Source organism: Streptomyces gamaensis, assembly GCF_042656465.1.
Classification (GTDB): Bacteria; Actinomycetota; Actinomycetes; order Streptomycetales; family Streptomycetaceae; genus Streptomyces; species Streptomyces gamaensis.
Map to the genome: position 1 here is coordinate 159,462 of NZ_JBHSPB010000002.1, position 26,904 is coordinate 186,365.

22 protein-coding genes and 2 pseudogenes are annotated in these 26,904 nt (G+C 73.4%); 15 read left to right on the plus strand and 9 right to left on the minus strand.

Annotation, left to right across the window (positions count from 1 at the left end):
* Positions 1-25 precede the first annotated feature (25 nt).
* From ACFP1Z_RS03405 to ACFP1Z_RS03430, 6 genes and pseudogenes are all read left to right on the plus strand, one after another.
* The gene (locus ACFP1Z_RS03405) at positions 26-913 is read left to right on the plus strand and encodes an esterase/lipase family protein (protein ID WP_390314260.1); all 888 of its coding nucleotides are present in this window, start codon (positions 26-28) and stop codon (positions 911-913) included.
* Between the two features lie 217 nt (positions 914-1,130).
* Positions 1,131-3,056 carry a transglycosylase domain-containing protein gene (locus tag ACFP1Z_RS03410; RefSeq protein WP_390314261.1) on the plus strand — a complete coding sequence of 642 codons (1,926 nt, stop codon included), beginning with the start codon at positions 1,131-1,133 and terminating at the stop codon, positions 3,054-3,056.
* Positions 3,057-3,102: 46 nt separating this feature from the next.
* Positions 3,103-3,999, plus strand: a pseudogene (locus ACFP1Z_RS03415) (alpha/beta fold hydrolase); the annotation flags it as partial.
* Between the two features lie 813 nt (positions 4,000-4,812).
* Positions 4,813-5,082: pseudogene (locus ACFP1Z_RS03420) on the plus strand (carboxymuconolactone decarboxylase family protein); the annotation flags it as partial.
* Positions 5,083-5,116: 34 nt separating this feature from the next.
* Positions 5,117-5,758: an MBL fold metallo-hydrolase gene (locus tag ACFP1Z_RS03425; protein ID WP_390314621.1), complete on the plus strand. Its 642-nt coding sequence runs from the start codon at positions 5,117-5,119 to the stop codon at positions 5,756-5,758.
* Between the two features lie 56 nt (positions 5,759-5,814).
* A complete protein-coding gene (locus ACFP1Z_RS03430; protein WP_390314263.1) occupies positions 5,815-6,594 on the plus strand; it encodes an exodeoxyribonuclease III in 780 nt (259 codons plus the stop codon).
* A gap of 44 nt (positions 6,595-6,638) precedes the next feature.
* Here the strand turns inward: ACFP1Z_RS03430 and ACFP1Z_RS03435 are convergent, their stop codons facing one another.
* The gene (locus tag ACFP1Z_RS03435; RefSeq protein WP_390314265.1) at positions 6,639-8,477 is read right to left on the minus strand and encodes an SGNH/GDSL hydrolase family protein; all 1,839 of its coding nucleotides are present in this window, start codon (positions 8,475-8,477) and stop codon (positions 6,639-6,641) included.
* Between the two features lie 149 nt (positions 8,478-8,626).
* Here ACFP1Z_RS03435 and ACFP1Z_RS03440 point away from each other — a divergent pair, with 149 nt between their 5' ends.
* Positions 8,627-9,067: a DUF6278 family protein gene (locus tag ACFP1Z_RS03440; RefSeq protein WP_390314266.1), complete on the plus strand. Its 441-nt coding sequence runs from the start codon at positions 8,627-8,629 to the stop codon at positions 9,065-9,067.
* Positions 9,068-9,129: 62 nt separating this feature from the next.
* Here the strand turns inward: ACFP1Z_RS03440 and ACFP1Z_RS03445 are convergent, their stop codons facing one another.
* On the minus strand, positions 9,130-9,921 hold the full coding sequence (locus tag ACFP1Z_RS03445; protein WP_390314267.1) for a GntR family transcriptional regulator: 792 nt from the start codon (positions 9,919-9,921) through the stop codon (positions 9,130-9,132).
* Between the two features lie 275 nt (positions 9,922-10,196).
* Between ACFP1Z_RS03445 and ACFP1Z_RS03450 the strand changes: the two genes are divergently transcribed.
* The 4 genes from ACFP1Z_RS03450 (at position 10,197) to ACFP1Z_RS03465 (ending at position 13,589) form a co-directional block, all read left to right on the plus strand.
* On the plus strand, positions 10,197-10,940 hold the full coding sequence (locus ACFP1Z_RS03450; RefSeq protein WP_390314268.1) for an amino acid ABC transporter ATP-binding protein: 744 nt from the start codon (positions 10,197-10,199) through the stop codon (positions 10,938-10,940).
* Between the two features lie 174 nt (positions 10,941-11,114).
* On the plus strand, positions 11,115-12,011 hold the full coding sequence (locus tag ACFP1Z_RS03455) for a glutamate ABC transporter substrate-binding protein (protein WP_390314270.1): 897 nt from the start codon (positions 11,115-11,117) through the stop codon (positions 12,009-12,011).
* Between the two features lie 15 nt (positions 12,012-12,026).
* Positions 12,027-12,671 carry an amino acid ABC transporter permease gene (locus ACFP1Z_RS03460; protein WP_390314272.1) on the plus strand — a complete coding sequence of 215 codons (645 nt, stop codon included), beginning with the start codon at positions 12,027-12,029 and terminating at the stop codon, positions 12,669-12,671.
* A gap of 30 nt (positions 12,672-12,701) precedes the next feature.
* The gene (locus ACFP1Z_RS03465; RefSeq protein ID WP_390314274.1) at positions 12,702-13,589 is read left to right on the plus strand and encodes an amino acid ABC transporter permease; all 888 of its coding nucleotides are present in this window, start codon (positions 12,702-12,704) and stop codon (positions 13,587-13,589) included.
* A 10-nt stretch (positions 13,590-13,599) separates the two neighbouring features.
* On the opposite strand, the gene ACFP1Z_RS03470 is transcribed toward ACFP1Z_RS03465, so the two are convergent.
* The 3 genes from ACFP1Z_RS03470 to ACFP1Z_RS03480 all read right to left on the minus strand — a co-directional run bounded on the left by ACFP1Z_RS03470 (position 13,600) and on the right by ACFP1Z_RS03480 (position 16,448).
* Positions 13,600-14,787, minus strand: coding sequence for a globin domain-containing protein (locus ACFP1Z_RS03470; protein WP_390314275.1), 1,188 nt, complete (start codon positions 14,785-14,787; stop codon positions 13,600-13,602).
* 115 nt (positions 14,788-14,902) lie between these two features.
* On the minus strand, positions 14,903-15,361 hold the full coding sequence (locus ACFP1Z_RS03475) for an RrF2 family transcriptional regulator (RefSeq protein ID WP_390314276.1): 459 nt from the start codon (positions 15,359-15,361) through the stop codon (positions 14,903-14,905).
* Positions 15,362-15,422: 61 nt separating this feature from the next.
* Entirely contained in the window at positions 15,423-16,448 is a 1,026-nt protein-coding gene (locus ACFP1Z_RS03480; RefSeq protein ID WP_390314278.1) for an IPT/TIG domain-containing protein, read from the minus strand.
* Positions 16,449-16,672: 224 nt separating this feature from the next.
* Between ACFP1Z_RS03480 and ACFP1Z_RS03485 the strand changes: the two genes are divergently transcribed.
* Together ACFP1Z_RS03485 and ggt are read left to right on the plus strand one after the other, a co-directional pair.
* Positions 16,673-17,551 carry an SGNH/GDSL hydrolase family protein gene (locus ACFP1Z_RS03485; RefSeq protein WP_390314279.1) on the plus strand — a complete coding sequence of 293 codons (879 nt, stop codon included), beginning with the start codon at positions 16,673-16,675 and terminating at the stop codon, positions 17,549-17,551.
* 89 nt (positions 17,552-17,640) lie between these two features.
* Positions 17,641-19,482, plus strand: coding sequence for a gamma-glutamyltransferase (gene ggt, locus ACFP1Z_RS03490; protein WP_390314281.1), 1,842 nt, complete (start codon positions 17,641-17,643; stop codon positions 19,480-19,482).
* Positions 19,483-19,543: 61 nt separating this feature from the next.
* Here ggt and ACFP1Z_RS03495 read toward each other — a convergent pair whose 3' ends face one another.
* From ACFP1Z_RS03495 to ACFP1Z_RS03510, 4 genes are all read right to left on the minus strand, one after another.
* Complete coding sequence (locus ACFP1Z_RS03495; protein ID WP_390314282.1) at positions 19,544-20,542, minus strand: TIGR03842 family LLM class F420-dependent oxidoreductase; 999 nt, start codon at positions 20,540-20,542, stop codon at positions 19,544-19,546.
* A gap of 63 nt (positions 20,543-20,605) precedes the next feature.
* Complete coding sequence (gene hydA, locus ACFP1Z_RS03500; RefSeq protein ID WP_390314284.1) at positions 20,606-22,006, minus strand: dihydropyrimidinase; 1,401 nt, start codon at positions 22,004-22,006, stop codon at positions 20,606-20,608.
* On the minus strand, positions 22,003-23,316 hold the full coding sequence (locus tag ACFP1Z_RS03505; RefSeq protein ID WP_390314285.1) for an aspartate aminotransferase family protein: 1,314 nt from the start codon (positions 23,314-23,316) through the stop codon (positions 22,003-22,005). The genes hydA and ACFP1Z_RS03505 overlap by 4 nt, the downstream gene beginning before the upstream one ends.
* Positions 23,313-24,155, minus strand: a complete 843-nt coding sequence (locus ACFP1Z_RS03510) for a nitrilase-related carbon-nitrogen hydrolase (protein ID WP_390314286.1) — start codon at positions 24,153-24,155, stop codon at positions 23,313-23,315. The genes ACFP1Z_RS03505 and ACFP1Z_RS03510 overlap by 4 nt, the downstream gene beginning before the upstream one ends.
* 289 nt (positions 24,156-24,444) lie before the next feature.
* Between ACFP1Z_RS03510 and ACFP1Z_RS03515 the strand changes: the two genes are divergently transcribed.
* A complete protein-coding gene (locus tag ACFP1Z_RS03515) occupies positions 24,445-24,876 on the plus strand; it encodes a MarR family winged helix-turn-helix transcriptional regulator (protein ID WP_390314287.1) in 432 nt (143 codons plus the stop codon).
* Positions 24,873-26,864 carry an MFS transporter gene (locus ACFP1Z_RS03520; protein WP_417801275.1) on the plus strand — a complete coding sequence of 664 codons (1,992 nt, stop codon included), beginning with the start codon at positions 24,873-24,875 and terminating at the stop codon, positions 26,862-26,864. Before ACFP1Z_RS03515 ends, ACFP1Z_RS03520 begins: the two co-directional genes overlap by 4 nt.
* Positions 26,865-26,904 lie beyond the last annotated feature (40 nt).

Genomic DNA, 26,904 nt, shown 5'->3' on the forward strand with positions numbered 1-26,904 from the left:
CACCCCCCACTTGTGAGGCACCACCATGTCCGAAGGCAGAAGATCGTTCCGCACCGCCGCCGTTGTCGCCTCGGCGCTGGCGCTGACCCTGTCGGCAGGCGCCGCCTCCGCGTCCGCCGCCCCGGCCGAAGCGAAGGCCGGCAAGACCGTCACCAGCGGCTGGAACGACTGGTCCTGCAAGCCGTCCGCCGCCCACCCCAACCCCGTCGTCCTCGCCCACGGCACCTGGGAGAACCGCTGGGACAACTGGTTCGTCCTGGCGCCCTATCTGGTCAAGCGGGGCTACTGCGTCTACTCCCTCGACTACGGCCAGCTGCCCTACACGCCGGGCATCGGCGGCCAGGCGCCGATCACCAAGTCCGCGGAGGAGCTGTCCTCCTACGTGGACAAGGTCCTCAAGTCCACGGGCGCGAAGAAGGTGGACATCGTCGGCCACTCCCAGGGCGGCGGCGCGCTGCCGCGTTACTACCTCAACTTCCTGGACGGCGCGGGCAAGGTGGACAAGCTCGTGGGCATCGCCCCGTCCAACCACGGCACGACCGCCTCGGGCCTGGGCACCCTCGCGCGCATGATCCCCGGCGTGACCAAGGGGCTGTCCCTCACCTTCCCCGGCGTGGAGGACCAGATCGCCGGTTCCGAGTTCATGAAGAAGCTGAACTCCAAGCCCGACACCGTGCCGGGTGTCACGTACACGGTCCTCGCGACCAAGTACGACGAGGTGGTCACCCCGTACAAGACCCAGTTCCTGTCGGGCAAGAACGTGCGCAACGTCGAGCTCCAGGACCTGTGCAAGTGGGACATCTCCGAGCACGTCGCCATCGGCACGATCGACAAGATCGCCTTCCACGAGGTGGCCAACGCCCTCGACCCGGCGAACGCGACCCCCACCACCTGCTCCTCCGCACTCAGCTGACACACCCCGCCCCCCGAACCGGCCCGGCCGCCTTCCCCCTGGCGGCCGGGCCCCTGCCCTGCTGCCGGACGGTCCAGTGATCCATCGCCCCCGCCTGTACGAACTCCTGCCCCGGACACGGGACATCCCGTCCATCGGGAGACGACTCCGCCCCGCCTATCCCCGCCCGGGCCGGACGGGTTTCAGACGCTGGGTACCGTCGTGGCGCCAGACGCTGGTGCTGCTGGGCTCCGCCGTCGCCGTCGTGGCCGGACTGCTGACCGTCATGTTCGTGCGTACGGACATACCCGCCGACCTCAACACCTTCGCCACCCAGCAGGACAACGTCTACTACTGGGCCGACGGCAGCGAGATGGCCAGCACCGGCGAGATCGACCGGCAGGACACACCGCTGGACCAGGTGCCCGAGAAGGTCCGCTGGGCGACGCTGGCCGCCGAGAACGAGACGTTCTACTCCGACAGCGGGGTCTCCCTCAGCGGCATGGTCCGCGCGGTCTCCAAGATGGTCGCCGGGGGCGACACCCAGGGCGGTTCGACCATCACCCAGCAGTACGTGAAGAACGCCTACCTCAACCAGGAGCAGACCTTCACGCGCAAGCTCACCGAGATGTTCATCGCGATCAAGCTCGACAACAAGATGAGCAAGGACGAGATCCTTGAGCAGTACCTCAACACCAGCTGGTACGGGCGCGGTACGTACGGCATCCAGCGGGCCGCCCACGCCTACTACGGCAAGGACGTCTCCGAACTGAACGTCAGCGAGGGCGCCTTCCTGGCGTCCCTGCTCAAGGGGGCCGCGCTCTACGACCCGACGGCCGGCGCCGAGAGCCACCAGCGCGCGGTGGAGCGCTGGAGCTGGGTCCTGGACCGGATGGTGGCCATCGGCAAGCTCTCCAAGCAGGAGCGCGCACGGTACACGCGCTTTCCCGAGCCGATCGCCCCGCCCAAGGTGACCGGGCTGACCGGGCAGACCGGCTACCTCGTCGAGACGGCCCGCGCCTATCTGCTGTCCCACTCCCAGGTCTCCGAGCGGGAATTCGCGCTCGGCGGCTACCAGATCCGTACAACCTTCGACAAGAAGCGCATGGCAGCGCTCACCCGGGCGGTCGACCAGGCGCGGAACGGCCTCGACCCGGACCGGCGCGCGGCCGACCGCGATGTACGCATCGGAGCCGCGTCCGTGGCCACCGACGGGCGCGTCGTCGCCCTGTCCGGCGGGCCGGACTACCTCAAACAGGGCTTCAACGACGCCAATTCGTCCGTCGTGCCGGCGGGCAGCGCCTTCACCCCCTTCGTCTACGCGGCGGCCCTGCGCGACGGGGTGCAGCGCGAACGCCACAAGCCCCGCACCCCCGTGACCCCGGCGACGCTCTACGACGGCAACAACAAGGTCTCACTGTTCACTCCGGAAGGCCCCTACTGGGACCGGTCGGGAAAGATCGTCAGGGCCGTCAACGACGGCGAGAAGTCCTGGGGGAAGATCTCGCTCAAGAACGCGGTCGCACAGTCGGTCAACACCTCCATGATGCAGTTGGGCATGGACGTGGGGCTGGACCAGGTCGGCAAGGTGGGCGTACAGACGGGCCTGCTGGAGAGCAGCCTCGGAGAGAAACGGCCGTCGTTCTCGCTCGGCACCTCCACGCCCAGCGCCATCCGCATGGCCGACGCCTACGCCACGTTCGCCGCCGAGGGCCGGCACACCGAGCCGTACTCGGTCGCCGGACTCCGGCGCAACGGCGAGGACGTACCCGTGGACAGGCCGGAGCCCGAGCAGGCCCTGCCGCCGAGCGTGGCGGGTGCCGTGGACGACGCGCTGCGCGCGGCGGTCCGCGACGGCACGGCGAAGCCGGCACAGGCCGCCGGGCCCGGCACGGCCGGCAAGACCGGCACCGCCCAGGACAACAAGTCCGCTTGGTACGTCGGTTACCGCGACTCTCTGTCGACCGCGGTCTCGCTCTCCCGTATCGACCCCAGGACACAGGAACTGCTCCCGCTGGACGGCATCGGCGGAACCCCCGAGGGCACGGTGGGCAGTTCACTGCCGATCGAGCTGTGGACGCGCTACATGACCGCAGCACAGGGATCCGGCCAAGCCGCACCCGCGCCCGCGCGTCGGGGCGCACAGGCACGCCCCCCGTCGTAGGGCCCCCGTCGTAGGGGCAGCCGTGATACATGAGAGGCTCGGGCGGGTGAGTCAGACGCAGATCCTCCAGCACCGGACCGACGGCCCCGAGGACGGGCCCGTACTCGTGCTCGGCCCCGCCCTCGGCACGACCTGGCACATGTGGGACCGGCAGATCCCCGAGCTGACCCGCCACTGGCGCGTGCTCCGCTTCGATCTGCCCGGTCACGGCGGCGCCCCCGCGGAGCCCGCCCCCGCCGTCGGCGAACTCGCCGACCGGCTGCTCGCCACCCTCGACGGACTCGGCGTCGACAGCTTCGGCTACGCCGGCTGTTCCCTCGGCGCCGCGATCGGCATCGACCTCGCCCTGCGCCACCCGCGACGTCTCGCCTCCCTCGCGCTCGTCGCGGCCTCCGCCCGGTACGCGACCGTCGAGTCCTGGCACGAGCGCGCCGCCTCGGTACGCGCGAACGGACTCGACCCCATCGCCCACGGCACCCCCGAGCGCTGGTTCGGCCAGGGCTTCGCGGGCGCCCAGCCCGCCATCGTCGACTGGGCCGTGCAGATGGTGCGCACCACCGACCCGCACTGCTACGTCGCCGCCTGCGAGGCGCTGGCCGGCTTCGACGTGCGCACCGAACTCGGCCGTGTCGACGTCCCGACCCTGGTGATCGTCGGCGACGGCGACCAGGTCACCCCGCCCGCCGACGCCCGCGTCCTGGTCGCCGGCATCCACGACGCGCGCCTCGCGGTGGTCCCCGCGACGTCCCACCTCGCCCCGGTCGAGCAGCCGTCGGCGGTGACGGACCTGCTGGTGCGGCACTTCACCTCGTCCTGGGAGACCGGGCGGCCCGCCGGCCGGCCGGCGAAGACACCCGGCCCCTCCGCCCCGGGCTTCGGCCCGCAGGGCTTCCCGGGCGCGCCCTCGGGAGAACCCGCCTCGGACGGCCGGGGCGTGCCGGTTCCGGGCGCCGGCCCGGGTCCGGCCACCGCCGGAAACGCCCCGCAGGGCCCGGGCACGCCGGGCTTCCCGGGCGCGGGTGCCGCACGACCGGCTCCGGCTCCCGGTGAGGGCGACGTGTCGGAGGGCCGGGGCACGGCCGGTTTTGGGGCACAGGGTCAGGGAGGGCCCGGTTTTCCGGGGGCGGGGGCCGTGGGCTCGCCGGCTCCGGGTGAGCGGGCTGTCGGGGACGCGTCGGAGGGCCGGGGCCTGCCGGTCCCGGGAGCGGCCGGTGCGGGCTTCGCGGCACAGGGCTCCGGCGGGCACGGCTTCCCGGGCGCGACGGGTGCTGCGGCTCCCGAGGGCGCCGGTCCGCGGACTCCTGCCGCGCCGGGATTCCCCGGCGCGGGACCTGCGGGCACGCCGGCTCCGGGCGACGGAGCCGGCGGCAACGGCTCGGAGGGCCGGGGCCTGCCCGTTCCGGGCGCGCCCGCGACGGGCTTCCCGCAGGGGACGAACGGTTCGGGCTTCGCGGGACCGGGCACCGAGGGGGCCGCAGGGGCCGGGGGGCCCGGGTTCGGGGTGCCTGGTGGCGCGGGGCACGGGGCCACGGCGCCCGAGGACCTGGCGCCCACCGCCGTCCTGCCGCCCGTACCGCCCGTACCGGCCGAACCGCCCACCCCCGGGCACGGCGCCGGTCATGCCGGCACCCCCGCCCCGGCCGACGGCGATACGGTCGCGCGTGGCGCCCGTACCCGGCGCGAGGTGCTCGCCGAGGCCGACGCCGCCCTGGCCGAGGCGGACCGTGACGACTTCACCGCCGGCTTCGACGACTTCGTCACCCGCACGGCCTGGGGCGAGGTCTGGTCCCGGCCCGGCCTCGACCGCCGTACCCGCTGCCTGCTCACCCTGACCGCCCTGACCACCGGAGGGCACCTTCAGGAGCTGGCGGAGCACACCCGCGCCGCCCTGCGCGCGGGCGCCACGCCCGCCGAGATCGCGGAGACGCTGCAGCACACCGCACTGTACTGCGGACTGCCCGCCGCGCGGGCCGCGTTCGCCGTCGCCCGGCGGGTCGTCGCCGAGGAGACGCGGGCCAGGCCCTAGCGGCAGGATGGGCGGCATGAAGCCGATCAATGAGATCATGCTGACCAAACGCGGCCACGCGTGCGTGCGTCTGGAGAAGAACGGCCGCACCCTCGTCATCGACCCCGGCGGCTTCAGCGAGCCGCACGCGGCCGCCGGGGCGGACGCGGTGCTCGTCACGCACGAGCACCCGGACCACTTCGACGCCGGCCGGCTGCGCGCCGCCCTGGAGGCGAATCCGGAGGCCGAGCTGTGGACACTGCGCAGTGTCGCCGAGCAGATGGCGGCCGCCTTCCCCGGCCGGGTGCACACGGTCGGGGAAGGCGACGCCTTCTCGGCCGCCGGTTTCGAGGTACAGGTGCACGGGCAGCTGCACGCGGTGATCCACCCGGACATCCCCCGGATCACCAACGTCGGCTATCTCGTGGACGGTTCGGTCTTCCACCCCGGCGACGCCCTGACCGTCCCCGGCGTGCCCGTGGACACGCTGATGGTGCCGGTCATGGCCCCCTGGAACAAGGTCGGCGAGATCATCGACTACCTGCGCGAGGTCGGCCCCCGGCGCGCGGTCGACGTGCACGACGCGCTGCTGACGGACCTCGCCCGCCCCGTCTACGACCGCATGCTGGGCCCGGACGGGCCGGGCGTGGGCACCGAGCACCTGCGGCTGGCGCCGGGGGACTCCCTGGAGCTGTGAACCGGGCGCGGTCCCGGCCGGGCCGGGCTGTCGTACCCGGCCATTAGGGTGGGCGCATGCGCATCGCGACCTGGAACGTGAACTCGATCACCGCCCGCCTGCCCCGGCTGCTGGCCTGGCTGGAGAGCAGCGGCACGGACGTCCTGTGCATTCAGGAGACCAAGTGCGCCGAGGGCGCCTTCCCGTACGCGGAGCTGCGCGAGCTGGGCTACGAGGCGGCCGTCAACGCCACCGGCCGGTGGAACGGTGTGGCCCTGCTCTCCCGCGTCGGCCTGGCCGATGTCGTGACGGGCCTGCCGGGCGGTCCCGACTACGAGGGCGCGCAGGAGCCGCGCGCGGTCTCCGCGACGTGCGGTCCGGTGCGCGTGTGGTCGGTGTATGTGCCCAACGGGCGCGAGGTCGGCCACGACCACTACGCGTACAAGCTGCGCTGGTTCGAGGCGCTGCGGGACGCGGTCGCCGAGGACGCGCGCGGTGAGCGCCCGTTCGCGGTCCTCGGCGACTACAACGTCGCGCCCGCCGACGAGGACGTCTACGACCCGGCCGTCTTCGAGGGCGCGACCCACGTCACCCCGGCCGAGCGCGCCGCCCTCGCCGCCCTGCGGGAGACGGGCCTGGAGGATGTCGTGCCGCGCCCGCTGAAGTACGACCGGCCCTACACCTACTGGGACTACCGGCAGCTGTGCTTCCCCAAGAACAAGGGCATGCGCATCGACCTCGTCTACGGCAACGCGGCGTTCGCCAAGGCCCGTACGGACGCCTTCGTCGACCGCGAGGAGCGCAAGGGCAAGGGCGCCTCGGACCACGCCCCGGTCGTCGTCGACCTGGACGTCTGAGGCGCCCCGGCGGGACGCCGGCTCCCCTTGCGCGTACAGCGGTTTCACACGAGCTGCCGCAGGTCGACGCTCTCGCTGAAGCGGCGCATGCCCGCGTCGTTGGGGTGCAGGTGGTCGCCGCAGTCGTAGCCCGGCAGCATCCGCTCGGGGTGCCGCGGGTCGCGGACCGCCGCGTCGAAGTCGAGGACGGCGTCGTAGAGTTCGCCCTCGGACTGACGGATGTGCCGGTTGACGGCCACGCGCTGCGCGTCGGCCGCCGCCGTGCAGTCGTGGAACCCGCCGCACGGGGCGATCGTCGCCACGAGCACCCGCAGGCCCCGCGCGTGGGCCTGCGCGGAGATCGTCCGCAGTCCGGCGATCACCTGCCGGGCCGTGGTGCCCCAGCGCACGTCGTTGACGCCCTCGAAGACGATCACCGCGCGCGGCGAGGTCTGCGCGAGGACGTCGCGCTCCAGCCGGTGCACGGCGCTCGGGCCGCTCAGCACGGTGCTGGTGCCGTCGCCCGGATACCGGTCGGTGACCACGTGGTTGCCGGAGATCCCGTGGTTGAGCACCCCGAAGGCCGGTACGGAGCGCTGGGCGCGCAGCCGCCGCCCCAGCAGGTCCGGCCAGCGCACGTTCGCGTTCGGCGTCGACCGCTCGCCGTCGGTGATCGAGTCGCCGAGCGTCACCACCGAACCCGGGCCGCCCGCCACGTCGACCCCGGTGAGCAGCGGCCAGGTCGTGAGCCTCCCGGTGTACGGGCCGGCGCCGGGCTCGCCCGTACGGTCGCCGCTGCCGTCGGCGGTCAGGTACGAGACCTGGTTGGTGTAGCTGTGCAGCGGCAACGCCCGTACCGTGCCCGGCAGATACAGGCTCACCAGCAGATTGGTGTCCTCGGGCACGGAGAAGCCCAGCGGGTCGCTGAACTGCTGGGCCCCGGCGGGGATTTCCGTGCCGGGGCGGCCCTCGAAGGCCAGGGTGCGGGGCCGGCCGAGGGCCGTCGCGCCCTGCCGCTGCACCGCGACCGTGGCGTGCCCGATGCGCACCGGCCGGCCCGCGAAGGCGTTGTCCAGCCGGATCCGGGTGCGGGGCCCGCCCGCGCTGGAGTGCACCACGAGCCGCAGGGTCCGGTCCGTCCACGGGCCGACCGCCGCATACCCGGAGGGGGAAGCCGCCCAGCTGCCGGTCCACCCGATCGAGGGACTGCGCAACGCCAGGGCGAACACGTGGAGTTCGCCCGCGGAACGCTCTCTCGGCAGCAGCACCGAGGCGACCTCGCGGCCGCGCGCGACCGGAACCGACAGCGCGTACAGCCGGGCGGTCTCCCCGCGCGCGCCGCCCCGGGTCATCAGGTGCGGCAGGGCGACGGCCTTCGTCGTCAGCGGGCCGCGCCGCCAGTCCGGCACGGTCAGCCGGTACGTGCTGAACGAGCCGTCTCGGTAGCGCACCCGGCCCGGCCCGGACACCTCACCCCCCGGCAGCCCCCGCGTGGTCGCCGTCACGAGGAACGTCAGCGCCTCCCCGCGCCCCGGCAGCCGCACCTCCTGCCCGTGGGCGCGCACATTGTCCGGCCGTCCGGCGCGGCAGTGCGGCCAGCGCAGCCGCGCCCCGTCGACCGTCAGCGTGCGGCCCGGGAGCCAGCCGGCGGCCCTGAGGTCGGCGGCGGACAGGGAGTTGCCGGCGCCGTCGAAGTCCGCGGCCCGCCCGGCACGGGAGTTGTCGCCGACCGCCGTGTTGTCGAAGAGCCGCTCCAAAGGGAGCGGCTCTTCGTAGTGCCCTGGGGTGGCGAGCGCCGGGGCGTGCGCGAAAGTGACGGCGCACAGGGCGCTCACCGCCGTGAGACCGGCGTACCGGCCGGGTCTGTGCCGCCCCCTGGCGGGCCGTGCGGATGTCCGGAGCATGCGTGTCATGCCTCCCAGCGATCCCCCCTTCCGTCAGTGGCGGGATGAAGCTAAGGAGACGTCGGAGCGACGTCAAGGAGGCCGAGCGGCAACGTCATGCGCCGCGCGCCTGTGGTGAGGCCATCCGTACGAGTGCGATCCTGGCCGGTATGAACATTCCCTTCCTGGACAGCTGGCGCAGGCGGCACAGCCCCGCACGCGGGGCGGCGCCGGCGGAGGCGGTGGACCGGGACCCGGAGGGTCTGGCCGAGCTGCTGTCGGAGTGCGAACTGCTGCGCACGCACGCGCAGTCGGCAGGCGTCGCGCTCGACGACACACCGTCGTCCCTGGAGGAGCTGGACCAGTTGCAGCCAGGCTGGCGCGAGGACCCGGAGCTCGTCCCGTGGCTCGGCAACGACGCGGGGCTGTACCTGGGCACGGTCGTGGTCCGTACGGTCCCCGGCGCGGGCTGGTGGATCCGCCCCGACGGCCAGCCGGTCGTACGCCTGGGCAACGGCCGCGAGATCGACGTCGTCGAAGCGGGCCGCACCTGGGCGGAGGACGGCGCCCCGGAGCTGTCGCAACTGTACGGGGAACTGGCAGAACCGTGACGGCCTGCCGGCCGGGCGGGTTTGCGTGGTCGGCCGCCGTACCCGAAGCCGTACCGGGTCGGTCAGCTCGTGAACGCGATGTCGTACTCCAGCCGCCAGCGGTCCGCGCGGACCACGATGTCGGAGGTTTCCACTGCCCGGCCGTCGCCGTCGAAATGCGTGCGCTCGATGACGGTGACGCAGCTGCCGGCCGCGCAGCCGAGCGCTTCCGCCTCGGGTGTGGTCGCCGGGCGTGCGCCGACCAGTTCCTGCGCGCGCACCACGCGGATGCCGATGGCCGCGAGCCGTCCGCGTACCCCGCGCCGGGCGTACGGGCCGCGTTCGGGCAGGGCGACGTCGGTGCCCTCGGTGATGGCCAGGGGCTCCCAGCTGGTGGCCAGCTGCACGGGATGCCGGTTGGCCAGGTACTCGTAGTGCGTGCACAGCACACGCTCGCCGGGAGCGATGCGCAGCCGCTCGGCGATGCGCTGCGGGGCGGCGCCCTCGCTGGAGGACGCCTCCCAGGTCACGACCGTCTCCGGGCCGGTGCGCGGCGCCGGGCGGCCGGGCCCGTCCGCCGCCCCCGCCGTGTGGACCCGGGCCGCGAACGGGGAGTCGACACCCCCGGTCGAGCGGAGCAGACTGCCCAGCGGCGCCCGGTCGGTGACGAACACCCCGCGCCCGAACCGGCCTTCCGCGTACCCGGCGGCCTTCAGTACGCGCACCGCCCGGTCCACGGTCTGGTCGCTGGCCGCGTACGCCCGCTTGAGCTCCGACCGCGAGGGGATGCGGTCCCCCACGGCGAGCGCCCCCTCGTCGATGCGGCGGCGCAGATCGTCCGCGATGCGCTGGTAGACGGGCCTCGCGTCGCCCACCTTGCCGTCCCCTCCCCGTGAACGCCCCCGGAAGCCTCCCGGAAGTCCCCCGGACCTCTCCCCAGGTCCGCCCCACAGGCTAGGTACCCAGGCCCGGACTGTGTACCTAGGGCGAACAGCGGCAAATGGCGGTGAATGCCCAAGGAATACCCCAGTGTGTGCGTGTCATCGGTGAAGTCCCTTATGCGGCGGATAGGTTGCGCGGAGCGCCTGCCGCCGCCGGACGGCAGCCGCGCGGGAGCACCGCGAGAGAGCCGGGAGTGGCAGGACGGGACATGGCCGGGGAACCCCTGATCGAACTGCGTGGTGTCAACAAGCACTACGGCACGCTGCACGTCCTGAAGGACGTCGACCTCACCGTCGGCCGCGGCGAGGTCGTCGTGGTCATCGGCCCCTCCGGCTCGGGGAAGTCCACCCTGTGCCGGACCGTCAACCGGCTGGAGACGATCGACTCCGGCACGATCACCCTCGACGGCCGTCCGCTGCCCGAGGAGGGCAGGGCACTGGCCCGGCTCCGGGCCGAGGTCGGCATGGTCTTCCAGTCCTTCAACCTCTTCGCCCACAAGACCGTCCTCGCCAATGTCTCCCTCGCCCCCGTCAAGGTCCGCGGGCGCTCCCGGGCCGAGGCCGACCGGCGCTCGCGCGAACTGCTGGAGCGCGTGGGGCTGCTGGCGCATGCCGAGAAGTACCCGGCGCAGCTCTCCGGCGGCCAGCAGCAGCGCGTGGCCATCGCCCGCGCCCTGGCCATGGATCCCAAGGCGCTGCTGTTCGACGAGCCCACCTCGGCCCTGGACCCGGAGATGATCAACGAGGTGCTGGAGGTCATGCAGCAGCTCGCGCGCGACGGCATGACGATGGTCGTCGTCACCCACGAGATGGGCTTCGCCCGGTCCGCGGCCAACCGGGTCGTCTTCATGGCCGACGGCCGCGTCGTGGAGGACCGCACGCCCGAGGAGTTCTTCACCGCGCCCGAGAGCGACCGCGCCAAGGACTTCCTCTCCAAGATCCTCAAGCACTGAACGGGCGGGCACGCGCAGATGAACGCGACGAGGAACCAGCGGCCGGCCGCGGCGCGGACGGGGACCGGACGCCCGGCGGCCGGGAGCGCGGACGGTCCGGGGCTCCCCGGCCCGTACCGTCGTCCGTCCGGCGTCGTACGCCCGTACCGCCGCCCGCCCGCGTACCCCCGCACCGTGCGCCGCGCCCTCGTGCTCGCGCTCGTGCTGCTCGCCGCCGCCTGCGGCAGGCCGGGCAGCCCGCCCGTCAAGGGGCCCAAGCCCGAGCAACTGCCCGTCTACCGCGTGGCGACCGGCTTCACCCTGGCCGACTCGCCCACCTGGCGCGCCGCCAGAAGCCGCGGCCATCTCGTCGTCGGCGCCAAGGAGGACCAGCCCTACCTCGGTGAGAAGGACCCCGCGACCGGTGTGTACTCCGGCTACGACATCGAGATCGCCAAGATGATGTCCGCCTCCCTCGGCTTCGACCCGAAGACGGTCTCCTTCCGCACCATCGCCTCCGCCAACCGCGAAACCGCCCTGCAGAACGGCCAGATCGACTACTACGTCGGCACCTACACCATCAACGACCTGCGCAAGAAACAGGTCGGCTTCGCGGGCCCGTACTACATCGCCGGCCAGTCCCTGCTGGTCCGCAAGGAAGAGAAGGGCATCGCGGGGCCGCAGGACCTGGCCGGCAAGCGCGTGTGCTCCGCCGCCGGTTCCACCCCGCTGCAGCGCCTGCGGCGCGACTACCCCAGGGCCCAGGCCGTCGCCTACGACACCTACTCGATCTGCGTCGACAACCTGCTCACCTATCAGGTGGACGCCGTCACCACCGACGACACCATCCTCATGGGCTTCGCCGCCAAGGCCCCGGACGAACTGCGCCTGGCCGGACGGCCGTTCTCCCGCGAGCCCTACGGCATCGGCGTGCCGCGCGGCGACACCGCGCTGCGCTACGCCCTCGACGACGCGATCGAGGAGCACGAGCGCAACGGCGACTGGAAGAAGGCCTACGACGCGACCCTGGGCCGCTCCGGCGTCCCCGCCCCCCAGCCGCCCGCCGTCGACCGCTACCCGCCCGCCGGCTGACGCCGAGGAGGACCCGTGAACGTCCTGACCGACAATCTCTCCCTCTACGGCAGGGGGCTGCTCGGCACCGTCGAACTCACCGTCTACGCCTCGCTGCTGGCGCTCGCGCTGGGCCTGGTGACGGCGGCCTTCCGGGTCGCGCCCGTCGCCTCGCTGCGGGCCTTCGGCACGCTGTGGGTCAACGTGCTGCGCAACACCCCGCTCACGCTGCTGTTCTTCGCGGTGCTGCTGGGGCTGCCGCGCTTCGGGCTCGTGCTGCCCTTCCAGCTGTTCGCGGTGCTCGCCCTGGGCTGCTACACCTCCGCGTTCATCTGCGAGGCCGTGCGCTCCGGCATCAACACCGTGCCCCTCGGACAGGGCGAGGCCGCCCGCAGCCTGGGCATGACCTTCACCCAGACCCTCGCCCTGGTCGTGCTGCCCCAGGCGTTCCGCGCCGTGATCCCGCCCGTCGGTTCCACGCTCATCGCCCTCGCCAAGAACTCCGCGATCGCCGGGTCGTTCAGCGTCACCGAGCTCCTCGGCACGTACAAGACCCTCGGCGAGCTCGGCTACGGCGTCGTGTGGTCCTTCGTGTGGATCGCGGTGGGCTATCTGCTGGTGACCCTGACCATCAGCGCGGTCTTCAACGTGCTGGAGCGGCGCTGGGGGATCGCCCGGTGAGCGCCCGCGAGGAGGAGCAGTGACCGAGAAGTGACCACCACCGCGCTGTACGACGTCCCCGGTCCGCTGACGCGGCGGCGGCACGCCGTCTACGGGATCCTCTCCACCCTCGTGATCGCCGCGCTCGTGGCCTGGGCGGTCCATCTGCTCTTCGCCACCGGACAGTTCACGGCCGAGAAGTGGCGGCCCTTCATCTATCAGGGCGTGCAGGACCTGCTGTTGCGCGGGCTCGGCAACACGCTGCGGGCCTTCGGGATCGCCGCCGTGCTCTCCCTGGCGCTCGGCGCGGTCCTCGCCGCCGGACGGCTGTCGGTGCACCGGGCCGCGCGCTGGCCGGCCACGCTGCTGGTGGAGTTCTTCCGCGCGATGCCCGTGCTGGTGATGGTCTTCTTCGTCTTCGTGGCCCTGAAGGTGCAGCCGCTGCCCGCGCTCGTGACCGGGCTGACGCTCTACAACGGCTCGGTGCTCGCCGAGGTCTTCCGTACCGGCGTCGACTCCGTCGACCGCGGGCAGCGGGAGGCGGCCTACGCGCTGGGGCTGCGCAAGACGCAGGCCATGGTGCACGTGCTCGTCCCGCAGGCGGTACGGGCCATGCTGCCGACGATCATCAGCCAGCTCGTCGTGGCCCTGAAGGACACCTCGCTGGGCTTCCTCATCACCTACGACGAGTTCCTGCACGCGGGCAAGCTGATCGCCGGCAATCTCGACTACGGGCTGCCGTTCATCCCCGTCGTCATGGTCATCTCCCCGATCTACATCGGGATGTGCATGCTGCTGTCGTGGTTCGCCACCTGGGTCGCGCGCCGCGAGCGCCGCAGCGTCAAGACACAGGCCGTCGAGGTCGCGCCGGCCGAGCCCGGCACCCTGCTGCCGGGTGCCGGGCGGCCGCACGAGGTGCCCGACGGGATGGAGCCCTGAGGCGCCGCCGTCAGTCCTGGCCGAGCCACAGGTCGGGGCCGAAGACCTCGTAGTGGATCGCCGAGGCCGCGACGCCCGCCGCGAGCAGCTGGGCGCGGCTCGCGCGCAGGAACGGCAGCGGCCCGCACAGATAGGCCGTGGCCCCCTCGGGGATGCCGAGGCCCGAGAAGTCGGCGAAGCCGGTGCGCTCGGCGGGCCAGTCGCCCTCGGGCCGCTCGTAGAAGACGTGGGTGGCCGCGTCCGGGAGCTTGGCGGCCAGCTGGGCGAGGTCCTCGCGGAAGGCGTGGGTGGACTCGCTGCGGTCGGCGTGCACGCACACCACGCGGCGCCGCGAACCGGTGGCGGCCAGGTGCGCGAGCATGCTGATCATGGGGGTGCAGCCGATGCCCGCGGAGGCGAGCAGCACGGGGGAGTCGCCCTCGTCGAGGACGACGTCCCCGAAGGGGACGCTGACGTCGAGGACGTCGCCGACGCCGACGTGGTCGTGCAGGTGGTTGGAGACCTCGCCGGGCACCACGCCGGCCGTGCGCTTGACCGAGAACTGCAGCGCCTGGTCGGGGCGGCCGGAGAGGCTGTACTGGCGTATCTGCCGGGCCCCGTCGGGGAGTTGGACGCGCACCGAGACGTACTGGCCGGGGCGCGGGGCGGGCAGCGGCCGCTCGTCGAGCGGCTGGACGAGGAAGGTGGCCACCTCGTCGGTCTCCCGCAGCCGGCCCACGACGCGGCAGGGGCGGAAGACCTCGCGGTCCGGGGTGCCGGCCTGCTCGTACAGGCGGTCCTCCAGGGCGATGAGGGCGTTCGCCATCAGCCAGTAGACCTCGTCCCAGGCGGCGGCGACCTCGGGGGTGACGGCCTCGCCCAGCACCTCGGCGATCGCCGCGAAGAGGTGCTCGTGGACCACCGGGTACTGGTCGGGGGCGATGCCGAGCGAGGCGTGCTTGTGGGCGATGCGCGCGAGCATCGCGTCGGGGCGGGTGTCCGGGTGCTCGACGAGCGCGGTCGCGAAGGCGGCGATGGAGCCGGCGAGGGCCTTCGGCTGGGTGCCTTCGGCCTGGTTGCCCCGGTTGAACAGATCGCGCAGCAGCTCGGGGTGGGCCGTGAACATCTTGTTGTAGAAGAGCGGCGTGATCTCGCCGATGGCTCCGCCGACCGCCGGGAGGGTGGCGCGGACGATCTCGGTCGACTGGGGGGACAGCATCGGCGACTCCTTGCGCTCAGTGGTGCGTGGTCCATGACCGGCTGAAATTTGCATTTCAGACTCGTATTTTCGGGTGTGCGGACTGTGCGGACGCAACCATGGGGGAGCGGATCCGTCAGCTTCCCGGGCCCGGTGTCGGGCTCAGGCTCAGCAGCAGCGGGCCGGTCGGCCTGCCGACGAGGTCCTCGACCGTGACGGGGTCGAGCGTGGCGTAGAACGCCTCCTGCGCCTGGCGCAGCACTCCGCGCAGCCGGCAGGCTCCGCGCAGCGGGCACGGCGGGTCGTCCTCGCAGCCGACGACGTCCCCCGTGCCCTCCAGCTCCCGCACCAGGCGGCCGATCGAGCCCGTGCGGCCGGCGGTGGTGAGCGCGAGCCCGCCGCCCCGGCCCCGGCGGGCCTCGACCACGCCCAGGTGCTGCAACCGGCTGACCACCTTCGCGGCGTGCGTGTAGGGCACGCCGACCGCCTCGGCCACCTCGCGGGTGGTCGGCGCGGCGCCGCCGCTGCTGGTCTCCGTCACCGCCAGGCGCATGGCGATGCGCAGCGCGATGTCGGTGCTCTTGGTCAGTCGCACACCCGCACCGTATCTAATTGGATTCCAGGAATCCAATTTTCCTGGTCGGTGGGTGTGCCGGTCAGGGGGTGTAGGTGAAGCGGTCCGCCGCGGTCCGCTCGCTGGTGCCGCCCGCCGTCTCCACGGTGACGTCGACGGTCCCGGTGCCCGCCGGGGAGGTCGCGCTGCAGAACTGCGGGCCGCACGAGCCGTGCGGCGCGAGCCTGTCGCCGAACCGGACGGTGCCGGTCCCCAGGTCCGTACCGAAGACGTGGACGGTGGTGCCGCCGCGCTCGGGCCCGCTCCGCACGGACAGATGCGTCACGGCCGGGGCGGGCGGCGGCGGGAGGGGTGCGCCGGTGTAGGCGTACGTGCCGGCCTGCACCGCACCGCCCGGGGTCACGACGTCGACCGGAACGGTGCCCGAGCCGCCGGGCGCGGTGACGGTGCACACGGTGTCCGCGCAGCTTCCCCTGGCCGGTTCGTCGCCGAACAGGACGAAGCCGTGGCCGAGTTCGCGGCCCCTGACGGTCACGGCGGTGCCGCCCGCGCCGGGGCCCGTGGTGGTGTCGAGGGACGTCACCACCGGCTCGGGCTGCGGAGTCGCCTGCCGGGACGGGTCGCCGAAGTCGTACATGGCCACGTTGTTGCCGGGATCGGTGTCCGCGGAGTTGGCGACGGTGGCGGTGACGGTCCCGGTCGGCAGCTGCGGTCCGGCGGCGAACTGGACCTTCATGAAGTGGCGGCGGCCGGGGGCGATGCTGCCGGTGAATGTGGCGTCGAGGTGCCGGCCGTCGGGGGAGACGGTCTCGCTGAACACGTAGTCGTAGGGCGTCGAGTACATCAGCGCGCCGTGCGTGGTGATGCCCGGCGGCAGATCGAGCGTCAGGCGGGTGACCCCGGTGACGTCCTCGGTGCCCACCGAGGTCCAGGAGACCGAGAAGTTGCCGTTGTCGCCCGGCTTCATCGGGTGGAGGCCGGAGAGGTCCACGGCGACGTCCGGACCGGAGGAACCGGGGGCCGGGCCGTCTGCCGCCACGGCGGCGGGGCCGGAGGTCAGGGCGAGGGCCGCGCACGCGGCCGTCAGGAAGGAGGCTGCCCATCGCATGCGTATCATCACGTGCTCTGTCATCGGCCGCCCCTCGCTGGACGTTACGGCGCGCACGGCACCCCGGCCCCAACAGGCGTCCGTAATCAGCCACTTGGAGAGAGTGGTGGATTGTCGCTCGATGTCCGTTTTGTCGATGTCGTGCCGTGGGTGACCGCTTTGACAGAAGGTCACCACGGGGTGAGTCTGACGTGTCGCATGGACCAGAGCTCTCGGAGGCAGCAGTGACACGGGCACACCACCGCACGGGAACGTACGCAAGAGCCGCGGCAGTACTCGGCGCCGCCGCGCTCGCCGCCGGGGCCGCCGCCGCGCCCGCGGCCGCCGCCCCCGCACACGGCGGCGCACGCTACGTCGCACTCGGCGACTCCTACACCTCCGGTCCCGGCATACCCCCGCAGACCGATACCAACTGTGCCCGCTCCGGGGTCAATTACCCCTCCCTCGTCGCCAAGGGCATGAAGACCACCTCCTTCAAGGACGTCAGCTGCAGCGGCGCGAAGACCGACGAGATGTGGCGCGCCCAGGGCACCAACGCCCCCCAGCTCGACGCCCTCGGCCGCGGCACGCGCCTGGTCACCGTCGGCATCGGCGGCAACGACATCGGCTTCGGCGACATCATCGGCACCTGCGCCCGGCTCTCCGCGGGCGACCCGGCCGGCGCGCCCTGCCGCGACCGCTACACCCAGGACGGCACCGACCTGCTCACCGCCCGTATCGACGCGGCCGCGCCGAGGATCGCCGCCGTGCTCAAGGCCGTTCACCAGCGCGCCCCGCACGCCGAGATCGCCCTCGTCGGCTACCCCGCGATCATGCCCGACAGCGGCAGCGGCTGCTTCCCGGCCGTGCCGATCGCCGCCGGAGACGTGCCCTACCTGCGCGAGACCGAGAAGCGCCTCAACGCGATGCTGCGCGAACAGGCCCGCACCGCGCACGTCCGCTACGCCGACACCTACACCCCCACCACCGGCCACGACGTGTGCGCCCCGGCGGCCGACCGCTGGATCGAGGGCGTCGAGCCCGCAAGCCCCGCCGCGCCGTTCCACCCCAACGCCAACGGCGAGGCGGCGATGGCCCGTTCGGTGCTGCGCGCCCTGCGCTGACCCCCGAGGGGGACATCGCGCGCGGCCCCCTGTGCGGACCGGCGGCCACCGGGTACGCTCCGCCCCTACTCGCCCGCAAGGAGGCAGGGATGGCCCGCGCGAGAAGGACCGTACGACAGCGTTCGCGGGCCGTGGCGCCCGCGCTCGCCGCGCTGCTCGTGGCGGCGACGGCCGCCCCGGCCGCCGCCGCGCCCGCCGGCGACGGCGGTGCCCGCACGCCCGCGAAGGCGCCGGTGGCCGTCGGCCACGGCGGCGCCGTCGCCACCGTCGACGCCAACGCCACGGCCGCCGGCATCGACATACTGCGCCGCGGCGGCAACGCCGTCGACGCGGCCGTGGCCACCGCCGCGGCCCTCGGCGTCTCCCAGCCCTACTCCGCCGGCATCGGCGGCGGAGGCTACTTCGTCTACTACGACGCGCGCACGCACCGCGTCTCGACCATCGACGGCCGCGAACGCGCCCCGCTCAGCGCCGACCGGACCCTCTTCCTGGAGAAGGGGCACCCCATCCCCTTCGACGAGGCCGTCACCAGCGGCCGCGGCGTCGGCACCCCCGGCACCCCCGCCACCTGGGAGACCGCCCTGCGCCACTGGGGCAGCCGCTCCCTGGCCCACGTCCTGCGCCCCGCCGAGCGGCTGGCCCGCGACGGCTTCACCGTGGACGCCACCTTCCGCAAGCAGACCGCCGACAACGAGGCCCGCTTCAAGGACTTCCCCGACACCGCGAAACTCTTCCTGCCCGGCGGCCGGCTGCCCGCCGTCGGCAGCACCCTGAAGAACCCCGACCTCGCGCGCACCTACGCCCTGCTGGCCCGGCGGGGCATCGGCGCGGTCTACCACGGCGAGCTCGGCCGCGACATCGTCCGCACCGTCCGCACCCCGCCCGTCGACCCCGCCGCCCACCGCGTCGTGCGCGGCGGCGATCTGACGGCACGCGACCTGCGCGCGTACCGGACCGAGGAGCGCTCGCCCACGCACACCACCTACCGGGGCCTGGACGTCTACGGCATGGCGCCCTCCGCCTCCGGCGGCACGACGGTCGCCGAGGCCCTCAACATCCTCGAACGCACCGACCTCTCCCGGCTCGACGAGAAGAGCTATCTGCACCGCTACCTGGAGGCCAGCCGCATCGCCTTCGCCGACCGCAACCGCTGGGTCGGCGACCCCGCGCAGGAGGACGTGCCCGTCAAGGGACTCACCTCCAAGCGCTTCGCCGCCTCCCGGGCCTGCCTCATCAAGGACGGTGCCGCGCAGACCAGCCCCGTCCCGCCCGGCGACCCCCGCCGGCCCGCGGCCTGCGGCAGCGGCGGCACGCCCGCCCCGACCGGCTACGAGGGACAGAACACCACCCACCTGACGGCCGCCGACAAGTGGGGCAACGTCGTCGCCTACACCCTCACCCTGGAACAGACCGGCGGCAGCGGCATCACCGTCCCCGGACGCGGCTTCCTGCTCAACAACGAGCTGACCGACTTCGACTTCACCCCCATCAGCCCCGGCACGCACGACCCCAACCTGCCCGGCCCCGGCAAGCGGCCGCGCTCCTCCATCTCCCCGACGATCGTCCTCGACCACGGGCGGCCCGCCTTCGCACTCGGCTCCCCCGGCGGAGCGACGATCATCACGACCGTGCTGCAGACCTTCCTGGGCCACGTCGACCGGCGCATGCCGCTCGTCGACGCGATCGCCGCACCCCGCGCCAGCCAGCGCAACACGGCCGCGACGGAGCTGGAGCCGAAGCTGTGGCACAGCGCGCTGCGGGGCCGGCTGGAGGCCCTCGGCCACGTGTTCAAGGAGAACCCGGAGATCGGCGCGGCCACCGGCGTCCAGCGGCTGAAGGACGGCCGCTGGGTGGCCGCCGCCGAACGCGAACGGCGCGGCGGCGGCTCGGCGATGGTCGTACGGCCCAGCGGGAAGCCGCCGACGGGCTGAGCCCGCGCCCCGCACCCCGGGCGTGATCACCGGCGCCGGGCGGGGCGCGCACGCCCGCGCCTCACCCCAGCACCGGGATCACGTCCCTGCCGTAGGCGTCGATCGTCGCCTCCTTCGCGTCGTGCATCGCGTACAGGGCGAACTGGTCCACTCCCAACGCCCGCAGCTCCTCCAGCCGTTCACGGTGCGCGGAGACCGGGCCGAGCAGACAGAAGCGGTCCACGATCGCGTCGGGGACGAAGTCCGCCGAGGGGTTCCCGGCCCGCCCGTGGTGGCTGTAGTCGTAGCCCTGGCGCTGCTTGATGTACGCGGTGAGGGCTTCCGGGACCATCCCGGAGTGCTCCCCGTAGCGGGCGACGAGATCGGCGACGTGGTTGCCCACCATGCCGCCGAACCAGCGGCACTGCTCCCGCGCGTGCTCCAGGTCGTCGCCGACGTAGGCGGGGGCGGCCACGCAGATCGTCAGGGAGGCGGGGTCGCGGCCGGCCTCCTCGGCGGCGGTCCGTACGGCCCGCACCATCCACTCCGTCAGGAACGGGTCGGCGAGCTGGAGGATGAAGCCGTCCGCCTCCGCCCCGGCCAGGGCGAGCGCCTTCGGCCCGTACGCGGCCATCCAGACCGGCAGCCTGCCGTCGCGCACCCACGGAATCCGCAGCACGGTGCCGCCGACGTCCGTCTCCCGCCCCTCGGCGAGATCACGGATCACGCGCATCGACTCGCTGAGCGCGGCCAGGGTGTTGGGCCGGCGCCCGGCCACCCGCATCGCCGAGTCGCCCCGGCCGATGCCGCAGACGGTGCGGTTGCCGTACATGTCGTTGAGGGTGGCGAAGGTGGAGGCGGTGACCTCCGGGGTGCGGGTGGAGGGGTTGGTGACCATGGGGCCGACGACGAGGCGTTCGGTGTGCTCCAGGATGCGGCTGTAGATGACGAAGGGCTCCTGCCACAGCACGGAGGAGTCGAAGGTCCAGCCGTAGCGGAACCCGGCCCGCTCGGCGCGGCGCATGAGCTCCACGACGGCGGTGGCGGGCGGGTCGGTCTGCAGGACGAGGCCGAAGTCCAACGGTTTGGCTCCTTGCGCGAGTTGCGGGGTGTGCGAGGGTTGCGGGGGGGGGCGGCGGCTCGGTCAGGTGAGGTACTGGCAGGTGGAGCGCGGCACATAGCGGCCGTGCCCGGCGCGCCCGGTGAACTCGCGGCCGTCGATGACGACTTCGCCGCGCGAGAGGACCGTCTCCACCCGGCCCGTGATCTCCTTTCCCTCGTAGACGGAGTGGTCGACGTTCATGTGGTGCGTCGCGGCGGAGAGGGTCTGCCGCGCGTGCGGGTCGTAGACGACGATGTCGGCGTCCGCGCCGGGGGCGATGGTGCCCTTGCGCGGGGCGAGGCCGAACATCCGGGCGGGCGCGGCGCAGGCGATCTCGATCCAGCGGCGGCGGCCGATGCGCCCCTCGACGACGGCCTGGTGCAGCAGGTCCATCCGGTGCTCCACGCCGGGCAGCCCGTTGGGGATCTTCGAGAAGTCGCCGCGGCCGAGCTCCTTCTGGCCCGCGAAGCAGAACGGGCAGTGGTCGGTGGAGACGACCTGCAGATCGTCGGTGCGCAGCCCCCGCCACAGGGCCGCCTGGTGCTCGCGGGGGCGCAAGGGGGTGGAGCAGACGTACTTCGCGCCCTCGAAGCCGGGTTCGGCGAGCTTGTCGACGGACAGGAACAGATACTGCGGGCAGGTCTCGCCGAACACCGGCAGCCCCGCGTCGCGGGCCCGCGCCAGCTCCGCCACGGCCTCCTCGGCCGAGACGTGCACGACATACAGCGGGCTGCCCGCGACGCGGGCGAGCTGGATCGCGCGGTGCGTGGCCTCGGCCTCCAGCAGCGCCTTGCGGACCTCGCCGTGGTAACGGGGGTCGGTGCGGCCGGCGTCGAGGGCCTGCTGGACGAGGACGTCGATGGCGATGCCGTTCTCGGCGTGCATCATGACCAGCCCGCCGTTGCCGGCGGCCCGCTGCATGGCCCGCAGGATCTGCCCGTCGTCGCTGTAGAACACCCCGGGATAGGCCATGAACAGCTTGAACGAGGTCACGCCCTCGGCGACGAGCAGGTCCAGCTCCTTCAGGGAGCTGTCGTTCACATCGGAGAGGATCATGTGGAAGGCGTAGTCGACCGCGCAGACGCCCTCCGCCTTCGCGTGCCAGGCGTCCAGACCCGCGCGCAGCGCCCCGCCGCGCGGCTGGACGGCGAAGTCGACGATCGTGGTGGTGCCGCCCCAGGCGGCGGCCCGGGTGCCGGTCTCGAAGGTGTCGCTGGAGGCGGTGCCGCCGAAGGGGAAGTCGAGATGGGTATGGGCGTCGACGCCGCCCGGGATCACGTACTTGCCGGTGGCGTCGATCGTGCGGTCGCAGCTCCAGCCCCGCGCGCAGGCGCTGTCGGGGGCGGCGAGCGCCGCGATGGTGCCGTCCTCGACCAGGACGTCGGCGTACGTCTCCTCGGCGGCGGTGATCACGAGGCCGCCGCGCAGGGCCGTGGTGGTCATGGTCCGTCCTTTCCGCCGATGGTGTACTGGGCTTCGCGCAGGGCCTGTTCGAGGATGTCCGCGCCCTCCTCGGCCTCCTCGACGGTCAGCGACAGGGGCGGGGCGATGCGTAGCGCGTTGCCCTCGCGGCCGCCCTTGCCGATGAGCAGCCCGGCCTCCCGGGCGTGTTCGAGGACGAGGGAGGCGGCGTGCGGCGAGGGGGAGCCGTCGCGCCCGACGAGCTCGACGCCGAGCATCAGGCCGCGGCCGCGGACCTCGCGGACGACCGCCAGGGGAGCGGCCGCGGCGCGCAGCCGCTCCAGCAGCAGGCCGCCGACGCGGCGGGCGTTGCCCTGCAGGTCGTGCTCCAGCAGGTAGGTGAGGTTGGCCAGGCCCGCGGCCATGGTGACGGGGCTGCCGCCGAAGGTGGAGATGGAGTTGGCCTCCAGGCAGTTCATGATCTCGGCGCGGGCGACGACTCCGCCGACGGACATGCCGTTGCCGATGCCCTTGGCGAAGGTCAGCAGGTCCGGCGGCCCGTTCTCCGCGTGGGCCTGCCAGCCCCAGAAGTGGTCGCCGGTGCGGCCCCAGCCCGTCTGCACCTCGTCGGTGATCCACAGGATGCCGCGTTCGGCGAGGACTTCGCGGAAGGCCGCGTAGAGCCCGTCGGGCGGGGCGGTGAACCCGCCGACGCCCTGCACGGGTTCGGCGATGAGCGCGGCGACATTGCCGTAGGTCTGGCCGAGGACATCGGTGAGGTCGGCGACGCAGGCCGCGGTGAAGTCCTTGTCGGACAGGTGGGCGTACGGGCCGCGGGAGCGCACACCGCCGTGCACGTACAGCGTCTGCAGCGGTGAGAGACTGGTCGGCGACCAGACGGAGTTGCCCGTGACACCGACCGCGGAGAAGGAACGGCCGTGGTAGCTGTTGCGCATCGCCAGGACCTGGTTGGAGCGGCGGTACGTGGTGGCGAGCAGCAGGGCCGCGTCGTTGGCCTCCGTGCCGGAGGTGGTGAAGAAGACGCGGGCGTCGGGGATGCCCGACAGCGCGGCGATGCGCTCGGCCAACTCGACCATGTGCCGGTCGAGATAGAGCGTGGAGGTGTGCAGGATGCGCCCGGCCTGGGCGCTGACGGCCTCGGTGACCTCGGGCAGGGCGTGGGCGGTCATGGTGGTGAGGATGCCGCCGAAGAAGTCCAGATAGCGCTTGCCCGAGGCGTCCCACACATGGCGGCCCGCGCCGTGGGTCAGCTCCAGCGGCTCGCGGTAGTACAGGGCGAGCCAGGCGGGCATCACCGCCCGGTGCCGGGCGTACAGCTCCCCGTCGGTCATGGCCGCACCAGCCCCTCGTAGGCGTCGGGCCGGCGGTCCCGGTAGAAGGCCCACTGGGTGCGCACCTCGTCCAGGACGGTGAAGTCCAGGTCGCGGACGAGCAGTTCCTCCTTGGAGTCGCTCGCGGGATCGCCGACGGTCTGCCCGTGCGGGTCGACGAAGTAGGACGTGCCGTAGAAGTCGTCGTCCCCGTACTCCTCGCGGCCGACGCGGTTGATCGCGGCGACGAAGTACTGATTGGCGACGGCCGCCGCGGGCTGCTCCAGCCGCCACAGATGGGAGGACAGGCCGCGCGAGGTGGCGGAGGGGTTGTAGACCAGCTGGGCGCCGTTGAGGCCGAGTTGACGCCAGCCCTCGGGGAAGTGGCGGTCGTAGCAGATGTAGACACCGACCTTGCCGACGGCCGTGTCGAACACCGGCCAGCCGAGGTTGCCCGGCTTGAAGTAGTACTTCTCCCAGAAGCCCTTGAGCTGCGGGATGTGGTGCTTGCGGTACGTGCCGAGGCAGGTGCCGTCGGCGTCGATGACGGCGGCGGAGTTGTAGTAGATGCCGGGCTGCTCGATCTCGAAGACCGGGGCGACGATCACCATGCCCGTCTCGCGGGCGAGCCGGCACATCCGGCGGACCGTGGGCCCGTCGGGGACCGGCTCGGCCCAGCGGTAGTGCTCGGGCTCCTGCACCTGGCAGAAGTACGGCGCGTTGAAGACTTCCTGGAAGCCGATCACCTTGGCGCCCTGCGCGGCGGCGGCGCGGGCGTGCTCCTCGTGCTTGGCGATCATCGATTCGGTGTCGCCGGTCCAGGTGGCCTGGACCAGCGCGGCGCGGACGACGTTGGCCATGAGTTGCCCCTTCGACTGGGAGGTGCACCAGGCGGACACGCGTAGATCCTCACACGGACCCCGGAAGATCCAGGTGAGGATGCCGACCGTAGGCCCCGGGGAGCCCGGCGGCAAGAGCGGATCGCCCGCGCCTGTGGACAACTCCCTTGGTGGACAACCCCGTCACCCTTCCGAGGGCGGGCGACCGGCCGGCCGCCGGCCGGATCCCGGGGCGGCCGCCGGTACCGCGCCCCAGGAAAATTCAACAGAGAGACTTGCAAGTTTTGCTGTCCTTCTCTAGCGTGGCGGCATGCCCGACACGCAACAGGAACGTGCCGCGGCCGACCTGGCCGCCGCTGTCTCGCAGCTCATGAGGCGCCTGCGCACCGCCTCCCCGCAGGGCGCCCTCACCCCCTCCCAGCGCGCCGTCCTCGGCCGCCTCGCCAACGACGGCCCCGCCGCCATCGCCGCCCTGGCCCGCGCCGAACTGGTCCGCCCCCAGTCCATGCGTGTGATCCTCGGAGTGCTGGAGGAGGCCGGGCTCGTCGCCCGCTCCCCGCACCCCACCGACGGGCGGCAGGTCGTCTTCTCCCTCACCCCTGAGGGCCGTGAAGCCGTCGCCTCCGTACGCCACTCCAAGCACAGTTGGCTCGCGGACGCCATCGCGCACCGCCTCGACGCCGGCGAGCGGCGCACGCTCGCCGAGGCGACCGAACTCCTCAAGCGCCTGGTCGAGGAATGAGGGGCGCCAGGGGTTTATGGGGCATACGAGGTGCCGCCGCGAGCCCGGCCTCCGGCGGGAGCCCGGCCTCCGGCGGGAGCCTGGGCGCGGGTGCAGGCGGCGCCCAGGCCCCGGACACCGGCACGGCTTCCGGCGCGGCCCCGGCCTCCGCCGCGTGCCCGGACGCGAGCCCGGACACGGGCGCGGGTGCAGGCGGCGCCCAGGCCCCGGACACCGCCCCGGCCTCCGACACCGCCCCGGCCTCCGACACCGCCCCGGCCTCCGACACCGGCCCGGCCTCCGCCGCGAGCCCGGCCGCCGGCACCGGCCCGGCCTCCGCGACAGCCCCGGCCTCCGACGTGACCTCGGACGCGGACGCCGGCGCCGGCCCGGGCGGCGCCCCGGCCCCCGACGCCGGCTTCGGGCCCCGGCTCATGACGCCCCTGCTCCTCGGCTCGGTGCTCAACCCCGTCAACACCACGGCCATCGCCACCGGGCTGGTCGCCATCGGCCAGGACTTCGGCACCGGCCCCTCCGGCACCGCCTGGCTCGTCTCCGTCCTCTACCTCACCAGCGCCGTCGGCCAGCCCGCGATGGGCCGGCTCGCGGACACGCTCGGCGCGCGCCGCGTCTTTCTCGCCGGACTCGTCCTGGTCTGCGGGGCCGGACTGCTCGGCACCCTCGCCCCCGGATTCGGCTGGCTCCTCGCCTCCCGGGCCCTGCTCGGCGTCGGCACCTCGGCCGCGTACCCGGCCGCCATGGCCCTCCTGCGCGCCGAGGCCCGCCGGGTCGGCCGCGAGGCGCCGCGCGCCGTCATGGGACGGCTCTCGCTGGCCGCGCTCGGCAGCGCCGCCGTCGGCCCCGCCCTGGGCGGACTGCTGACCGCCACCACCGGATGGCGCGGCATCTTCGCCGTCAACATCCCGCTCGCGGCAGTGGCGTTCGCCCTGGCCGTGCGATGGCTGCCCCGCGAACACCGCACGGCGGCACCCGCCGCAGGCACGCGGAGGCGCGCTGCGGACGCGGACGCGGATGCGGGCACGCCGGGGCGCGAGGCGTGCGCTCCGGCAGGGGCGGGGTCCTCCGTCCCCGGTGCCCGACCGCCGTCGTGCGGTCGCGCGAGCGCGGGCCGGGCGGGGCGCGGGGCGCTCCGCCGGCTCGGCGGGGCCCTGCCCTCGGCGCCGGCGGGGCCGCTGCGCGGCCGCGACCGTACGGACGCGTCGGGCATCCGCGCGGCAGGGCCGCGCGACCCGTCCCCCGACCCGCTCGGCATGCTCCTGTTCGCCGCCGTCCTCGCCGCGGCGATGGTCTTCCTGCTCGACCTCGCCCACCCGCGATGGCTCCTGCTGCCCGTCGTCGCGCTGCTCGGTGCCGCCCTCGCCGTCTGCGAACTGCGGCACGCCCGCCCGTTCGTCGATCTGCGCATGCTCACCCACAACCGCGCGCTCGCCTTCACCTACCTGCGGCACGGGCTCGCCTACCTCGCCATCTACTGCACCCTGTACGGGTTCACGCAGTGGCTGGAGGTCGCGCACGGCTACGACGCGCTGGGCAGCGGACTGATCATGCTGCCCATGTCGGCCGCGGCGGCGGCCTGTTCGCTGCTCGGCGCCCGGACGAAGGGGCTGCGTGCCCCGCTCACGGCGGTGGCCGCACTCCTCGTGGCGGGCAGCGGTGCCCTGCTGCTCACGGACGGCGCCACCCCGGTGGCCGTACTCCTCGTGGCAGCGGCGCTCTTCGGGATCCCGCAGGGCCTCGCCTCCACCGGCAACCAGGCCGCCGTCTACGCGCAGGCCCCGCCCGACGGTGTCGGCGCCGCCGCGGGCCTCCAGCGCGCCGCGCAGTACCTCGGCGCGATCACCGCCACCGGCCTGCTCGGCCTGTGCTACGGACAGCGGCCCACCGACGGCGGACTCCACCGGCTCGCCGCCGTGACCGGGGCCGTCAGCCTGCTGCTGCTCGCCCTGACCGTCACCGACCGCGCCCTGCGCGCCCGTACCCGCACCTGACCGATCACCGTCCCCGTACCGTCCTCATCACCCTCGTCAC

Coding starts and splice junctions, on each gene's coding strand:
- ACFP1Z_RS03405 (WP_390314260.1), top strand. CDS start 26: ATGTCCGAAGGCAGAAGATCGTTCCGCACCGCCGCCGTTGTCGCCTCG.
- ACFP1Z_RS03430 (WP_390314263.1), top strand. CDS start 5,815: ATGCGCATCGCGACCTGGAACGTGAACTCGATCACCGCCCGCCTGCCC.
- ACFP1Z_RS03435 (WP_390314265.1), bottom strand. CDS start 8,477: ATGCTCCGGACATCCGCACGGCCCGCCAGGGGGCGGCACAGACCCGGC.
- ACFP1Z_RS03440 (WP_390314266.1), top strand. CDS start 8,627: ATGAACATTCCCTTCCTGGACAGCTGGCGCAGGCGGCACAGCCCCGCA.
- ACFP1Z_RS03450 (WP_390314268.1), top strand. CDS start 10,197: ATGGCCGGGGAACCCCTGATCGAACTGCGTGGTGTCAACAAGCACTAC.
- ACFP1Z_RS03470 (WP_390314275.1), bottom strand. CDS start 14,787: ATGCTGTCCCCCCAGTCGACCGAGATCGTCCGCGCCACCCTCCCGGCG.
- ACFP1Z_RS03480 (WP_390314278.1), bottom strand. CDS start 16,448: ATGCGATGGGCAGCCTCCTTCCTGACGGCCGCGTGCGCGGCCCTCGCC.
- ggt (WP_390314281.1), top strand. CDS start 17,641: ATGGCCCGCGCGAGAAGGACCGTACGACAGCGTTCGCGGGCCGTGGCG.
- hydA (WP_390314284.1), bottom strand. CDS start 22,006: ATGACCACCACGGCCCTGCGCGGCGGCCTCGTGATCACCGCCGCCGAG.
- ACFP1Z_RS03505 (WP_390314285.1), bottom strand. CDS start 23,316: ATGACCGACGGGGAGCTGTACGCCCGGCACCGGGCGGTGATGCCCGCC.
- ACFP1Z_RS03510 (WP_390314286.1), bottom strand. CDS start 24,155: ATGGCCAACGTCGTCCGCGCCGCGCTGGTCCAGGCCACCTGGACCGGC.
- ACFP1Z_RS03515 (WP_390314287.1), top strand. CDS start 24,445: ATGCCCGACACGCAACAGGAACGTGCCGCGGCCGACCTGGCCGCCGCT.
- ACFP1Z_RS03520 (WP_417801275.1), top strand. CDS start 24,873: ATGAGGGGCGCCAGGGGTTTATGGGGCATACGAGGTGCCGCCGCGAGC.